Source organism: Rosenbergiella australiborealis (assembly GCF_018494035.1).
Taxonomy (GTDB): Bacteria; Pseudomonadota; Gammaproteobacteria; order Enterobacterales; family Enterobacteriaceae; genus Rosenbergiella; species Rosenbergiella australiborealis.
Genome location: NZ_JABBFO010000005.1, coordinates 137,747 through 152,065 on the forward strand (window position 1 = coordinate 137,747; position 14,319 = coordinate 152,065).

Genomic DNA, 14,319 nt, shown 5'->3' on the forward strand with positions numbered 1-14,319 from the left:
ATAGCGCTAGAGCTGCTGCAATTGCTCGGTAATACTGTCGACGATCTCCTGAATTCTCGCATTATTACGTCGATAGTACGTCCATTTGCCGACTTTTTGCGCCTCGACAACACCCAGCTCATGTAACGACTTTAAGCATAACGAGGTGGCGGGCTGAGATAAGCCAGCCTTATCCTGAATAAGGCTGGCACACACGCCATACTGTTCATAAGGATAAAGTTGGCTATAGGCCGCAAACGTGACATCTGGCTGTTTAAGCCAACTTAAGATAGCCACACGTAACGGGTTGGCTAGAAGTTTCATCGCATTTTCAGCCAGCATCTTCTCTCAGTATTTATTCATTGATGGTTGGGTAATCAGTATACCCTTTCGCTGTGCCACCATACAAAGAACTTGGGTCAACCGGGTTTAGCGCAAGATCCGCATTGAATCGCGCCGGTAAGTCGGGATTAGCAATAAATGTTCGGCCAAATCCAAACAGATCACCCCAACCTTGCGACAAAACAGACTCCGCTTTGGTTTTATCATAGCGCCCGGAATACATAATGACACGATCAAAGCTGTCGCGTAGCGCGTGACGAAAACTGTCTGGTAACGCTGGGCTATTGTCCCAATCGGCTTCGGCTATCGATAGGTAACCAATCTGCAGAGTATTAAGCATCTTGGCTGCGGTAAGATAGGTTTGCGCCGGATCGGGCTCAACAAGTCCTAAGTAGACACGCTCTTCGTCTGTGGTCGTAAATAATGGTGAGAATCGTACACCGATTCGCCCACTGTCAAAAACGGTAGCGACGGCCTCGACAACCTCTTTCAGAAAACGTAAACGATTGGTAAGGTTACCGCCGTATTGGTCAGTACGAAAATTAGTGTGTACAGAAAGAAATTGATTGAGTAAATAACCGTTTGCCGCATGTAACTCAATCCCCTCAAAACCGGCTTGCTTTGCGTTAACCGCCGCCTGCCGATACAACTCAACCAGTTGCTGAACTTCTTCTGTGGTCAACGCCCGCGGCGTACTAGGAGAGACTAATTCCCCTTCCCCAGGCGCTGTTTCAATAAATACGCGGACATTAGTGGCCGCAATAGCCGAAGGGGCGATAGGCGGCTGCTGCCCAGGTTGAAGCGCCGTATGGGAAACGCGACCAACATGCCATAACTGACAGAAAAGCGTGCCACCTTGTGCTTTAACCGCTTGAGTGATCGCTTGCCAACCGGCAATTTGTTCAGGGGTATGGATCCCCGGTGTCCAGGCATAGCCTTGTCCACGAGGTTCAATTTGGGTTCCTTCTGTCACCATAAATCCGGCGCTGGCGCGTTGGGAGTAATACTCACACATCAAAGCATTCGGGATATTACCCGGCTGAGTGCTGCGACAACGAGTCAGTGGCGGAAGTGCAATTCGATTACGTAAGGTTATTCCACCAAGATCCAGCGGAGTAAAAAGTGTTTGGGGCATGGGTATCTCGTTTCAGTATTTATTTTGCATCATTATACATTTATAAATTTAAATATGTAAATACGAATAATCATTGAATTGACTGTTGACGATAACGTCAGGGATAGCGTCATCCTCTCGCTATCCCGTGATCACTGACGATTTCTCTTTACGGAAAATGTCAGCCGTATTTATAAGTATTGACTGATCCGTTCAAAAACCTGACTCACCGCCCACGCTCCGGGATCGCTATGCCCTTTTAAACTCTCAGCGTTGAGATACGATGAGCGACCGGCGTTCGCTTTTTCCATATTTTTTGTCGATTCGGCCCCTAAAGTTGCCGCTTGACTGATCTGCGTACCATTTTTACCCGCTTGCATCGCCTCAAAGGCCGGTTGGAGTGCATCAATCATGGTACGATCACCCTGTTCAGCCCCACCATAATCTTTCATTTTTTGTAATCCGGCTAATAGGCTAGTTGCCAGATCCCCCGACTCTTGGTAGGCCACCGCCGCGGCGCTAAACAGTAGCGACAACAGAACTCCTCCTGATCCTCCCATTGGCGTCGTAATTTTTTCACCGAACCAGCGCAGCAGTGCCTGTGGCTCATTTAATGGGAGTTGCTGTTCGGTTAACGCATTAAGGATAAAACGTGCACCCGTTGCTAACGTTGAACCGGTATCGCCATCCCCGACTTGACTGTCTAGCTTGTTAAGAGGCTCCTCATTGTCAATTAAGGCTTGGCAAATGCTCTTTATGACCTTTTCAATATGAGGGTTCTGCGAAGGTGTTCCTAACTCTGCGCTAGGCAATGCGGGGGATTCTTGCCATTGCATCGTCTGGCAGGCAGTGATCGGTAACCAGCCGGCGACATTGACCGGAGCCTCAAGCGCCGTAAGTAACTGATCATCCAGTGGTAAAACTGTCAGTGATAGCCCTTTCATATCCAAAGCACTGACTAATGTTGCCGGCCCTTGTAGATAGCTAATTCGATCACCTAAAGGAGTATGTAAAATTTCCTGACAAGCGAGGGAGAGTTCAAGTGACGAAAGCCCGCCGAGATTATTGATCATCAGTAGAAGATTATCGTCTTCACCGATATGTTTGAGTAGCGTGTCGGCGAGTTGTTTAGCAATTTCACGGCTGTTTTGGGTATCAAGCGTGGCGACGCCATGTTCACCATGGATCCCCATCCCTAATTCGCTTTTTCCTTCGGGGATACGCTGAGTATCATCGCTATCGGGTAGATGACAGGCCGAAAGTGCAACACCTATTGTCGAGACACTCGCCAACATTTTTTGAGTCCGTGTAACGATTTCCGCCAACGATGCGCCTTGTTGGGCATAGTAGCCGGCGACTTTATGCGCCCAAATTGTGCCGGCAAGCCCGCGTGGCTGGGGATTATCTGGCAGGGAGATATCATCTTGAACCAAGATGATTTCAACGTCGTAACCTAGCGCCCGCGCTTTTTCCGCCGCCAATCCAAAATTAAGACGATCCCCGGTATAGTTTTTTACCACTAATAGACAACCGGCTTTGCCGGTAACACTCAAAATGGCGGTTAAAATCGCCTCAACGCCTGGAGAGGCAAAAATATCGCCGCATACCGCAGCGGTCAGCATGCCCTGTCCAACAAACCCCAGATGCATCGGTTCATGTCCTGAGCCACCCCCTGAAATAATGGCGACCTGTGATTTATCCCAATCTTGGCGTACCACTATCCGCAGACTGGGGTCAGTATTAAGCCGAGCTAGCTGTTGATTGGGGGCAGTGCGAATCATGCCTTCGATCGCTTGATCGACAATTGTTGTTTTATTATCAAAGAAAAAGTGGCTCACCGCAGGCTCCTTAAAGACGTCGTGATATCGATTAAGTGTGGCTAAAAATTGGAATTCTGCGGATTTTATCCCCTCCTTCAGTGAGTAAGATCACAAAATAAATCTCGTTATTCTCCCTGCAAGATGCGTAATTATGACTACCCTTAACAAATATAATTTTTTTTCCACGTTAATGGAGTCAATGATGTCAACAGAGAAAAGTCGTTTCCCTCGCCCACCTTTTGACCAGCAACCGCAGCAATTTCCGGGGCTTGCCTCGGCAATGCATCCATTACCGGACCACGGTGAAAAAAGCTATCAGGGCCGTGAGCGTCTTGTTGGGAAAAAAGCGTTGATTACCGGCGGGGATTCTGGAATTGGCCGAGCCGTCGCTATTGCCTATGCACGTGAAGGAGCCGACGTCGCTATTAATTATTTACCGGCTGAAGAAAGTGATGCACAAGAAGTCATTGCCTTAATCCGTGCCGAAGGGCGTAAAGCCGTTGCGATTCCTGGTGATATCACCCACGAAGATTTTTGTAAGACACTTGTCGAGCGCGCAGTCAGCGAATTAGGTGGGCTGGATATTCTGGTTAATAACGCGGGCCATCAACAATTTTGCGAGAGTATCAGTGAACTGACGACTGAATCTTTCGATGCGACCTTCAAAACTAACGTCTATGCACCGTTCTGGATCACCCGGGCGGCGGTGGCACATTTAGGTGAAGGAGCAGCCATCATCAATACGTCTTCAGTCCAAGCCTTTAAACCCAGCGATATCTTGCTTGACTATGCACAAACCAAAGCCTGTAACGTGGCCTTTACTAAAGCGTTAGCCAAGCAGCTTGGTCCAAAAGGAATTCGGGTTAATGCCGTTGCACCGGGTCCTTATTGGACACCCTTGCAAGTCTGTGGGGGTCAGCCACAAGAAAAAGTCGCTCATTTTGGGGAAGAAGCTCCCTTAGGCCGTCCTGGACAACCCGTTGAAATCGCACCGTTATACGTCACCTTAGCTGCAGATGAGAACTCTTTTGCTTCTGGCCAAGTATGGTGTTCAGATGGCGGTACAGGTACAGCATAATTTGGCCGTCTATTGATAGGCTAGCCACTAGAAAAAGGGGGCATCGATAATTCAGTCGATGCCCCCTTTTTCATTACGCCTCTTTGCGTCTTTTTATCCAACCGATGAGCAAAATAAGGAGCGCACACACGCCCCCGACAAGATGCTCATAGAAGGCAGGATCATGGCCGGTTAAATAAGTGCGTAGCCACGGATCGGTGGGCACCATACTGCCTGCAATCCAACCAATCAGTGCTCCCCCTAACAGAATAATCACAGGCCAGCGATCCAATAGACTCAGTACCAAACGGCTGCCGGCGACAATAATAGGAATACTGAGCAATACGCCTATCGCAACAATCAATAAATGTCCTCGCCCTGCCGCGGCGACCGCTAGAACATTATCCAGCGACATAATGACATCGGCGAGAGTAACGGTCAGTGCCGTCTTCCAAAGACTTGAGGAGGTTTTACCTACCTCCTCTTCCTCATCTTCGCCTGAGACAAGTTTATAGCCAATCCACAGTAGTAATAATCCGCCGACCAACTTTACCCCAGGTAGGGTGAGGAGATAGACGGCAACGACCAATAGAATAATTCGCGCTACAATAGCGCCGACTGTGCCGATAATAATCGCTTTACGCCGTAGCGCTTCGGGTAATCCTCGACAGGCCATCGCAATCACCACGGCGTTATCGCCGCCGAGCAGTAAATCAATCAGTAGGATCTGCGCTAAGATCGCTAACCCATCCCAATGCTGGAAAATTTCACCCATAATATCCTCGAAGCAGTACCCAACATGGCTACAGTTGGGCATAGGCTACTGTTTATCAAACTTTGTTACAAAGTAAAGTTTCGTTATTACAGGAATTATTATCGTGCGATTAATTTATCTACAAACTTTGCATTTTGACTATTTGTGCTATAGTTACAAGTAACATTCTAACGTAACAATTGTCGATTACGACTGAGGATGCCCTTTGCAAACTACAGCACACGTTTCACCTAATCCCCACTCCTACTGGCTTCATCTTGGTGCCGGTGCCTTTCATCGCGCCCACCAAAGCTGGTATCTCAATCAACTGCATCAGCTTGGCGATACGCGCTGGACGCTGGCTCTTGGCAATATTCGCAACAGTGCGAGTCAAGCAACCTTGGATCAGTTAGGTAAGCAACAAGGTGTCTACACCTTAGAGGTTATCAGCCCTGACGGTGAGATCGATTACCAAACAATTACCGCGATCAAGACCGTTATCCCTTGGGATGCCGAGCTCGAACAACTGATTAGCGTAGGGTGCGATCCGCAAACCAAACTGATCTCTTTTACCGTCACAGAAGGCGGCTATTTCCTGAAAGATGATGGACATCTTGACCTTAAGCATCCCGTCATCATTCAAGAACTGACCGACCCGAGTAACATTGCCACCATTTATGGGGTACTAGTCGCGATACTGCGCCGAAGAATGGCCACACAAGCCGGTCCAGTCACGCTGCTTAACTGCGATAACCTGCGTCATAATGGTGACTGCTTACGTACTGGGCTTAATGATTATATTGCGGCTCTGGATGAGAAAGCCTTAGCCGCATGGTGTGAAAACTCGATCAGTACACCAAATAGTATGGTGGATCGTATTACGCCGAAAAGCGATGACGCCTTACAAGAGCGGCTTATCGAACAAGGTATCCATAACGACAACGTTCCGGTCGCCTGTGAAGCCTTTTCACAGTGGGTAATCGAAGATGATTTTATTGCCGGACGTCCTGAATTAGAGCGTGTCGGAGTCGAATTTGTCGATGATGTGATCCCTTTTGAAGAAGCTAAAATACGGGTACTGAATGCCAGTCACAGTGGTATTGCGTGGGCAGGCTCACTACTCGGGCATCAATCCATCGATGAAAGTTTGACGCCTCAAGTCCGCGAATGGATCCGTCAGTACGTCGCACAAGATGTGGTCGCCGCCCTGCCTCAAGGATCGATTGACCTTAATACGTATTGCACGACGACCCTGCATCGTTTTAGCAACGCGAAGGTGCGTGATACCAATCAACGCGTTTCTTCTGATAGCATTGCTAAATTGCAGCAATTTATTCTGCCTACACTTAAAACACGCTATCAGCAAGGTGACGTGCCTAAAGCAACCTTAGTGTTAGTCGCTCTATGGTATCTATTTATGCAGCGCCGAGCCGCAGGAACCTTGCCCTTTGAATACCAAGACCGTGCTTTGGAGAGTGTCCCTTTTGCGACGATTTTTGCCCAAGAGGATAGCGTAAAGGCGTTTGCGCAATCACCAGCCTTAATGGGAACGCTCGCCGAACATCCGACGTTTACTGAGGATTTACGCAATGCGGTCAAGGACGTAGAAAAGACCTTAGGAGATTCCTAACAGCACTATGAAAAATATCCTTATTGTCAGTCTCACCATAGCACTCGCCTTATTATCCATTGCTTTCCTTACCCCCTGGCCTGTATGGCTGGGGACGCTCGCAGCATGGGTCACCACCGGTTCTTTCTGCCTTCAGGTGTTACATATCGTCAAAAATAAAGAGACAAAAGCGCTCTCTTTAGGGATGTGGTCGGCACTGTTCTTTGGCGTCGCCTGCTGGACTGGCTATGGCCATCGTGTTCACGATATTCCGGTGATGATGGCTAACGGTATCACCGCACTGCTGGCGATGACAGTCATAGGCATGAAGTTATGGTTAGAACGACCAAGATTAATTAAAAGTCGGCGGCGCATTCGCAGAATGCATCGTGTTATATTAAAACCACGAATACATAGTCTGCGACCTTTGCAGCGCACATTGAATGCACGTGCTGCAAAAAAAAACAAAAAAAAGCAGACAGCAACTGAACTTACTGAGTAATTAGATGCCTTCTTTATAACAGAGTCGGTCTTTTATAATACTCCTACTTTGATAGAGAAGGTAAATAATGCTTATAGATAGAAAATCGGGACGTACCGGTAATGAAGACCGACAGCTTGCTGTTGCGTTAGCAGGTTGCGCAGGTATGCTAAACGTACTCGCGCTTGGTGCGTTTGGCCTTTTCCCATCGAATATGACAGGTAATGCGACACAGCTCTCTAAAGAGCTATTGCAATGGGATAAGCTAGAGATCATCCCCCTAGTTTTACTGCTGAGCTGCTTTCTCTGTGGAGCATTCACTTCCCGTATTGCTGTCTCTCTCGCTAAAAAAATTAATCTGCGGACTATTTACGCTCATATCTTATTGGTTGAGGGTGTGCTGCTCATCGCGCCGATTATCGTCGGGTTTTGGTATCCACAAAACTTACAGCAAGGTTACTATCTTTTTGGCTTGAGCTTCCTGCTGGGTGTTCATAACGCAACCTCTACTCAACTTTCACAAGGTAAAGTTCGCACCACACATATTACAGGCACCCTTACTGACGCAGGAATTGTCATTGCGAACTTACTGCTTCACCCAGTGCTTCGCCATCCACCAGCACAAATGAAACAATTTCGCTATTTGCTCAGCGTCTATTTTACCTCGTTCACCTCGTTCTTAATTGGGGGTCTGATTGGTATTCTCGGCTACGATCTGTGGGGAATTAATGCTTTCATCTTGGCGGGCTCCATCTTGTTAGCGGTATCATTGCTCACATTGATTCGGGTGATGTTTCGTAAACGAGGTAAAGCGTTACAAGGCTGTACGGCCGAAAGATAGCGCGAAATATTGCTTTCTCTGCTGCCTGCTATATATTAACACCTATTCATATGTTTATTTGTTATCTATAGCGAGGCAGCAATGTCATCTCATTCTCACCATCATGATCACGACCACAGCCACGATCATCATGATCACGACCACTCACATGTGCCCAAAGTCAGCCAAGCTAATCAGAAAAAAGTTCTGATTTCGTTTGTACTGATCTTTACCTTTATGATCGTTGAATTTGCAGGCGGTATTTATGCAGGTTCCCTCGCCTTAATGGCGGATGCAGGGCATATGCTGACCGATGCTTTCGCACTCGCTCTCGCGTGGGCTGCCTTTTATTTTGGCCAGCGCCAACCCAATAACCGATTAACATTCGGTTATATCCGCTTTGAAGTGCTCGCCAGCTTATTCAATGCCATGACTCTTTTTCTTATCGCTATTTTTATTGTCTATGAAGCTTGGCAACGGTTAGCCGCTCCCCCTACGGTAATGCCCGGTCCCATGTTTATCGTTGCGATTGCCGGATTACTGGTCAATATTCTTGTCTTATGGATTATGACCCGAGGTGAAACGGAAAACGTCAATATTAAGGGCGTCATCCTGCATGTTATGGGGGATTTACTCGGCTCAGTTGCAGCGATTGTGGCGGCTATCGTGATTGCCTTGACGGGTTGGGCACCGATTGACCCTCTATTATCCGTGGTAGTGGCATTGCTTATTCTAAAAGGGGCTTGGACGTTAATTCGTAAAACGTCGCATATTTTATTGGAAGGTGCCCCTGATAACGCCGCACCTAGCCTGATCCGGACTTATCTACACGAACATATTTCCGGCTTGAGCGAGGTATCACATATTCATGTATGGCAGATTAGTACTGGCTTTACCCTTGCCACCTTACATATCCGCGCGGATGATGACACGCAAGCCAAATCGATTGTTCGTGCAGTCTCACAGGCATTGAAAGAGAAGTTCTCGATTGCACACAGCACTATTGCTATCGACTGGGCGGACGACGATACCTCAACACCCTGTTTACTCAACGACGTCACTGAGCAAGAGAGCAATAGTGACGCCACACATACTCATTCACATTAGTCGTGAATCGATTCTTCCGTCAGGTGTATCGCCATATCCAATAACACGTGCCTGACATGATTGTCTGCCACACGATAGTAAACATGGCGAGCATGCCGCTCGCCAATCACTAAACGGGCTGCTTTCAGTAGCCGTAAATGGTGACTGACCAACGATTGCGAAAGCTGTAAACTTTCAGCAATATCGTTCACCGCAGCAGGCTGGGTTAAACATTGCAAAAGAATACGCAGCCGTGATGGATCACCCAATAATTTAAAGGTATCCGCAAGTCGGGCAATATCTTGGCTGCTTAATAGGGGAAGGGGTGAAGTATCTACCGCTTGCGGCTCAATACATGGGTCAGTGGGCATATTCTATTCCCTAATAAAAACTCGCTTATTGCGTCTTATTACAGCCTAGATAAGAAAGTGCGTCCAGCTTTTCCTTACTTGACCTTTCCCTTGCAGGAAGCTGTAGGCTGGGTTTACTTGAACAGGAGGAGTTCACTATGTCTCGTCAATCATCCCCATCCCGGCTTGAATCATCAGCCACGCAACTGGCGATAGAGGGAATGTCTTGTGCAAGCTGTGTGGGACGCGTTGAGCGTGTATTAACCGCACAGCCAGGTGTCGAACAAGCGAGTGTTAATCTTGCCACGGAGCGAGCAACGGTTATCGGCGATGTGAATGCCGATGCGTTGGCACACGCCGTTACAGCGGCTGGATATCCGACCAAAGTCTTTGTGGCAGCAGCGCAAACCCGCCAGCAACAGCAGCAGAAAAAACAGCAACATTACCAGTCGCTCAAGCGTAATGTGATACTGGCCATCCTGCTCACTCTACCACTATTCCTGTTAGAAATGACGATGCACAGTAGTGCTGCATTTCAACTGTGGATCAATCAGCACGTCTCAACCTCCCATCGCTGGTATATCGAAGCTCTACTTTCAACACTGGTGTTAGCTGGCCCTGGGCGGCAATTTTACCGTCTTGGTCTTCCCGCCTTATGGCATCGCGCCCCGGATATGAACTCATTAGTGGCAATCGGCACCCTCGCCGCTTGGGGGTATTCGCTGGTTGCGACGTTCGCGGCCCACTGGTTACCCGCGCAAAGCGTGCATGTGTATTATGAAGCCGCAGCAATGGTCGTCTCGTTAGTGTTGCTGGGACGATTACTGGAAGCGCGCGCAAAGGGAAAAACGTCTCAAGCTATACAACGGTTATTGCAACTGCAACCGAATATTGCACATCGCTGGCATGACGAGCAAAGTGAAGATGTTGCTACAGAGACATTGCAGCTCGGTGATGTGGTAGAGGTGAGACCCGGAGAAAAAATCCCCATTGACGGTGAAGTGCTGGTTGGAAACAGCCATGTCGAAGAGTCGATGATCAGTGGCGAGCCACTGGCAGTCAGTAAGCAACCGGGCGATACACTTACCGGTGGTACCGTTAATCAACAAGGTTATTTACGCTTTACTGTCACCGCAACGGGTGAAAATACGGTGCTGGCACAGATTGTGAGTGCGGTCGAACAAGCCCAAGCTGCGAAATTACCTATTCAAGGATTGGTCGATAAAATTACCTTATGGTTCGTACCTGCAGTATTAATCGCCGCACTGCTCACCTTTATCGGTTGGTTGTGTTTTGATCCACAGAGTACGATCAGTTTAGCCATCGTCAACGCCGTAGCAGTCCTGATTATTGCTTGCCCTTGTGCTATGGGACTGGCCACACCAACGTCGATCATGGTGGCCACCGGTCGTGCGGCAGAGCAGGGAATACTGTTTCGACAAGGCCAAGCTCTGCAACAATTGCGCGAAACAACATTAATCGCGTTCGATAAAACGGGGACGTTAACCGAAGGGCGCCCAGCGATGACAGATTTACAGCCTGCACAGGGGTTCACCGCAGAGCAGGTTCTGGCTTACCTCGCCGCCGTGGAGCGTTTTTCTGAGCATCCACTTGCCCGTGCAATCGTTACTGCAGCAGATCGACAACACGTTGAAAAGCTCCCTGCGAACGATTTTAGCGCGATCGCTGGAATGGGCGTTAGCGCCACCGTGAATCTGCATCAGGTGAATATTGGCGCTCAGCGTTATATGCATAGCCTAAATATCGATTATTCGACTCTTGATGAACTTGCGGTGCAGTATGCTAAACAAGGTAAAAGTCCATTTTATCTCGCTATCGACAACCAGTTAGCCGGTATCGTTGCTGTCGCCGATCCGATTAAAGAGTCGAGTCGTTCGGTGATCAAGCAATTGCACAAACAGGGTATCACCGTTGCCCTCGTTACGGGTGACCATCAGCTTACCGCTCAGGCCGTTGCACAGCAGTTAGCGATTACGCAAGTGATTGCTGACGTTAAGCCACAAGGTAAGGTTGATGCGATTAAAGCATGGCAGCAACAGCAGTATACGGTCAGCTTTGTGGGGGATGGTATTAATGATGCACCGGCTTTAGCGTCTGCTCATGTGGGTATCGCCCTAGGCAGCGGCACGGATATTGCGATGGAGTCTGCCGATGTAGTGTTAATGTCAGATAGACTCGATAATGTGTTAAACGCTTTGCACTTATCACGGATGACCATGCGTAATATTCATCAGAATCTTTTTTGGGCATTTATTTATAATCTGATCTTAATTCCCGTCGCTGCAGGAATACTTTATCCCCCCTTTGGTATTCTACTTTCACCGATCCTTGCCGCGGGCGCGATGGCGTTATCGAGTGTGTTTGTATTGGCTAATGCGTTGCGATTAACACGTGTCAGATTGGGGAATTAGAAAAAAGCCCTGAACCGATCACTCAGTACAGGGCATTAAGACTCAACGTTGGTGGTACCCTTGCTTAATAGACAAACCAATCATCGGCGTAAGCGGCAGGCGTGAAATTTGCGTTAATTGCCATGCGTGGTAGAGATCGGGTTTTCCTTCCCATACCACCGTTGACGGGTGTTGTTGCGGATCGACTTCGTGCCACCAGCTTCCATTTTGGGTGTCGATTAAATAGCACCCAATATAATCCCATAGACGCCGGTACCAGTCTTCATACAGCTTCTCTCCGGTACGTTTAAAGAGGCTAGCAGCAGTGCTGCAGCTCTCAGCCAGTGTCCAGTGTATGCGGCTACGCGTGACAGGCTTACCTTCCCAGTCATGGGTATACACGATGCCGGGGGTACCATCGACCTGCCAGCCATGTTTTAGACCTGCGGCAAATAGCCCTTTGGCATCGATCAATAACCACTCTGGAACCGGTTCCCCTGCGGCTTGTAAAGCGGCCTCAAGGTGTAATAATAATCGGGCCCATTCGCATGCATGACCTGGCGTAACACCGTAAGGATGAAAACTATCCGTCGGTTTATCTTTGTTGAAATCATGCCACTCTTGCCAATCTTCATGAAAATGCTCAGCCAATAAATACTTATTGGCGGGCGCATGTTGATGAATAACTTTATCGATAATCGATAATGCACGCTTTCGCCAAATCGGATCACCCGTAAAGTCAGCAATTTGCAAAAAGAGTTCGGTGCAATGCATATTGCTGTTTCCACCGCGATACGCACCACGATCTTTCCAGCTACGGCTGTAGCTTTCACAAATCGCCCCTTCATCCTCTAACCAAAAATGCGTTTCTAAGGTTTTAACTGCTTGCTGAAAGAGTTCTTTTGCACGGGGAATGCCCGCCAAACTCGCGCTGCATCCCGCTAAGGTGACAAACACATGTAAGTAAGAGGCCTTACGTTCATCCGCCACATTCTCGGGCAAGGTGCTTAACCACCCGCCATACTGGGTATCTTTTAGTACGCCAAGTAGCGAGTCTATTCCCCATTGTGCGAGTTCTGCAGCACCGGGTTCACCCTGCATTGAAGCCAAAGCAAAACAGTGTGTCATCCGAGCGGTTAGCATCGTATCGGGCTGGCTGTCTTCAGCCTGATGCCCTTGATCATCCAGAGCGGTAAACCCACCGCGTTCACATCGCGAACGCTTATAAAACGCTAATAATTGTCGGCCTTGGTCTTCTAACCAATCATGGTGATACTCTTTACTCAGCCAACTATGACTAAATTGCGTAAATAACATAACCACACCTCTTTAAGGAGTTGACGAATCAACCGCCTACCATGATGCCACCGTTAGGGTGGATAACCTGACCGCTGATAAAAGAAGAATCTAGGCTGGCAAGGAAGACATAAACAGGACCCAGTTCAGACGGTTGTCCTGCGCGACCCATTGGCGTTTCATGACCAAAGTTTTCCAGCAGTTCAGGATTGTAGTCACCAAGCGTTGCAGGTTGTAATGGCGTCCAAACAGGACCCGGAGCCACGGCATTGACACGAATACCTTTCGCCGCGACTTGGTTTGAAAGCGCACGGGTGAAGCTGACAATTGCCCCTTTGGTTGCGGTATAATCAATCAGCATTTGTGGCCCAACATAAGCATTTACCGAGGTCGTATTGATAATGCTGTCATCTTCACCAAGATGAGGAAGTGCTGCTTTTGTTAAGAAGAAAATACTATGAATGTTGGTATCAAAAGTATTTAGCCACTGCTCATCACTCAGCGTGGTGAGATCTTCATTCGGGTATTGGATTCCAGCATTATTGACTAAAATATTTAATTTCCCGAAGGCTTCAATAACATCGGCCACCAATTTACGGCAATTTTCAGCGTGGCGTAGATCGACAGGATAAATTGCACACTGACGGCCTTCTTGCTCGATCAACGCTTTGATGGAACGTGCATCTGCCGCTTCATCTTCATTGTTAGGGAGATAGGTCAACGCAACGTCTGCCCCTTCGCGCGCAAAATGTAATGCCGCTGAACGCCCTATTCCACTATCGCCGCCCGTCACTAGTGCAATTTTGCCCACCAATTTGTTACTGCCTTGGTAATCTTCACGGATCATAATTGCCTTGGGTGACAGTTTCTCTTCTGAACCCGGTAACTTTTGCGATTGCGCGTGAATTTCAATTTTTTTGACCATTTGTTATCTCCGTTGTCAATACATTAGCTTTAGGTTAATAACTATAGTTGACGAAGATCACACTGCCCTGTTGATTTGATGAAAAATTTTTATCAAGATGTAAACGGCCCTGACGGGCCGTTGTTATCAATGATGATCCGGTAAGGCATAGGCAGTAACCCGTGCAACGTTGAGAGGGAGAAGATTCTATTATGCTCGATATGTTACACATTAGTTAATTAATAACATAATTTGTTAACAATAGAACATACTCTCACCCTTTACTGGTCAAAAAT

At 48.0% G+C, this 14,319-nt stretch carries 13 protein-coding genes; 6 read left to right on the top strand and 7 right to left on the bottom strand.

All coding sequences use genetic code 11. The features are described 5' to 3' along the window. Window positions 1-6: 6 nt before the first annotated feature. From HGT73_RS07330 to HGT73_RS07340, 3 genes are all read right to left on the bottom strand, one after another. Window positions 7-321 (bottom strand): ArsR/SmtB family transcription factor, encoded by a 315-nt coding sequence (locus HGT73_RS07330; RefSeq protein WP_214213175.1) that lies wholly within the window; start codon window positions 319-321, stop codon window positions 7-9. 13 nt (window positions 322-334) lie between these two features. Further along, a complete protein-coding gene (locus tag HGT73_RS07335; RefSeq protein ID WP_214213177.1) occupies window positions 335-1,456 on the bottom strand; it encodes an alkene reductase in 1,122 nt (373 codons plus the stop codon). A gap of 170 nt (window positions 1,457-1,626) precedes the next feature. Further along, window positions 1,627-3,273, bottom strand: a complete 1,647-nt coding sequence (locus HGT73_RS07340; RefSeq protein WP_214213179.1) for a dihydroxyacetone kinase subunit DhaK — start codon at window positions 3,271-3,273, stop codon at window positions 1,627-1,629. 181 nt (window positions 3,274-3,454) lie between these two features. Between HGT73_RS07340 and HGT73_RS07345 the strand changes: the two genes are divergently transcribed. After that, entirely contained in the window at window positions 3,455-4,333 is an 879-nt protein-coding gene (locus HGT73_RS07345; RefSeq protein ID WP_407073146.1) for an SDR family oxidoreductase, read from the top strand. A gap of 73 nt (window positions 4,334-4,406) precedes the next feature. Here HGT73_RS07345 and HGT73_RS07350 read toward each other — a convergent pair whose 3' ends face one another. After that, window positions 4,407-5,087 carry a TerC family protein gene (locus HGT73_RS07350; RefSeq protein ID WP_214213181.1) on the bottom strand — a complete coding sequence of 227 codons (681 nt, stop codon included), beginning with the start codon at window positions 5,085-5,087 and terminating at the stop codon, window positions 4,407-4,409. 205 nt (window positions 5,088-5,292) lie between these two features. Here HGT73_RS07350 and dalD point away from each other — a divergent pair, with 205 nt between their 5' ends. The 4 genes from dalD (at window position 5,293) to HGT73_RS07370 (ending at window position 9,083) form a co-directional block, all read left to right on the top strand. Continuing rightward, window positions 5,293-6,696, top strand: a complete 1,404-nt coding sequence (gene dalD / locus HGT73_RS07355) for a D-arabinitol 4-dehydrogenase (protein WP_214213183.1) — start codon at window positions 5,293-5,295, stop codon at window positions 6,694-6,696. 7 nt (window positions 6,697-6,703) lie between these two features. Beyond that, window positions 6,704-7,177, top strand: a complete 474-nt coding sequence (locus HGT73_RS07360) for a SemiSWEET family sugar transporter (RefSeq protein WP_214213185.1) — start codon at window positions 6,704-6,706, stop codon at window positions 7,175-7,177. Between the two features lie 67 nt (window positions 7,178-7,244). Next, complete coding sequence (locus tag HGT73_RS07365) at window positions 7,245-7,997, top strand: YoaK family protein (protein WP_214213187.1); 753 nt, start codon at window positions 7,245-7,247, stop codon at window positions 7,995-7,997. A gap of 81 nt (window positions 7,998-8,078) precedes the next feature. Beyond that, on the top strand, window positions 8,079-9,083 hold the full coding sequence (locus HGT73_RS07370) for a cation diffusion facilitator family transporter (protein ID WP_214213189.1): 1,005 nt from the start codon (window positions 8,079-8,081) through the stop codon (window positions 9,081-9,083). On the opposite strand, the gene HGT73_RS07375 is transcribed toward HGT73_RS07370, so the two are convergent. Continuing rightward, complete coding sequence (locus HGT73_RS07375) at window positions 9,080-9,433, bottom strand: ArsR/SmtB family transcription factor (protein ID WP_214213191.1); 354 nt, start codon at window positions 9,431-9,433, stop codon at window positions 9,080-9,082. The two genes, HGT73_RS07370 and HGT73_RS07375, sit on opposite strands and share 4 nt — an antisense overlap. Window positions 9,434-9,570: 137 nt before the next feature. Between HGT73_RS07375 and HGT73_RS07380 the strand changes: the two genes are divergently transcribed. Then, entirely contained in the window at window positions 9,571-11,844 is a 2,274-nt protein-coding gene (locus HGT73_RS07380; RefSeq protein ID WP_214213193.1) for a heavy metal translocating P-type ATPase, read from the top strand. 42 nt (window positions 11,845-11,886) lie between these two features. On the opposite strand, the gene HGT73_RS07385 is transcribed toward HGT73_RS07380, so the two are convergent. Together HGT73_RS07385 and HGT73_RS07390 are read right to left on the bottom strand one after the other, a co-directional pair. Continuing rightward, a complete protein-coding gene (locus tag HGT73_RS07385; protein WP_214213195.1) occupies window positions 11,887-13,140 on the bottom strand; it encodes an AGE family epimerase/isomerase in 1,254 nt (417 codons plus the stop codon). Between the two features lie 28 nt (window positions 13,141-13,168). Then, entirely contained in the window at window positions 13,169-14,044 is an 876-nt protein-coding gene (locus tag HGT73_RS07390) for an SDR family oxidoreductase (RefSeq protein ID WP_214213197.1), read from the bottom strand. Between the last annotated feature and the right edge of the window lie 275 nt (window positions 14,045-14,319).

Coding starts and splice junctions, on each gene's coding strand:
- HGT73_RS07330 (WP_214213175.1), bottom strand. CDS start 321: ATGCTGGCTGAAAATGCGATGAAACTTCTAGCCAACCCGTTACGTGTG.
- HGT73_RS07335 (WP_214213177.1), bottom strand. CDS start 1,456: ATGCCCCAAACACTTTTTACTCCGCTGGATCTTGGTGGAATAACCTTA.
- HGT73_RS07345 (WP_407073146.1), top strand. CDS start 3,455: ATGATGTCAACAGAGAAAAGTCGTTTCCCTCGCCCACCTTTTGACCAG.
- HGT73_RS07350 (WP_214213181.1), bottom strand. CDS start 5,087: ATGGGTGAAATTTTCCAGCATTGGGATGGGTTAGCGATCTTAGCGCAG.
- HGT73_RS07360 (WP_214213185.1), top strand. CDS start 6,704: ATGAAAAATATCCTTATTGTCAGTCTCACCATAGCACTCGCCTTATTA.
- HGT73_RS07365 (WP_214213187.1), top strand. CDS start 7,245: ATGCTTATAGATAGAAAATCGGGACGTACCGGTAATGAAGACCGACAG.
- HGT73_RS07370 (WP_214213189.1), top strand. CDS start 8,079: ATGTCATCTCATTCTCACCATCATGATCACGACCACAGCCACGATCAT.
- HGT73_RS07375 (WP_214213191.1), bottom strand. CDS start 9,433: ATGCCCACTGACCCATGTATTGAGCCGCAAGCGGTAGATACTTCACCC.
- HGT73_RS07380 (WP_214213193.1), top strand. CDS start 9,571: ATGTCTCGTCAATCATCCCCATCCCGGCTTGAATCATCAGCCACGCAA.
- HGT73_RS07385 (WP_214213195.1), bottom strand. CDS start 13,140: ATGTTATTTACGCAATTTAGTCATAGTTGGCTGAGTAAAGAGTATCAC.
- HGT73_RS07390 (WP_214213197.1), bottom strand. CDS start 14,044: ATGGTCAAAAAAATTGAAATTCACGCGCAATCGCAAAAGTTACCGGGT.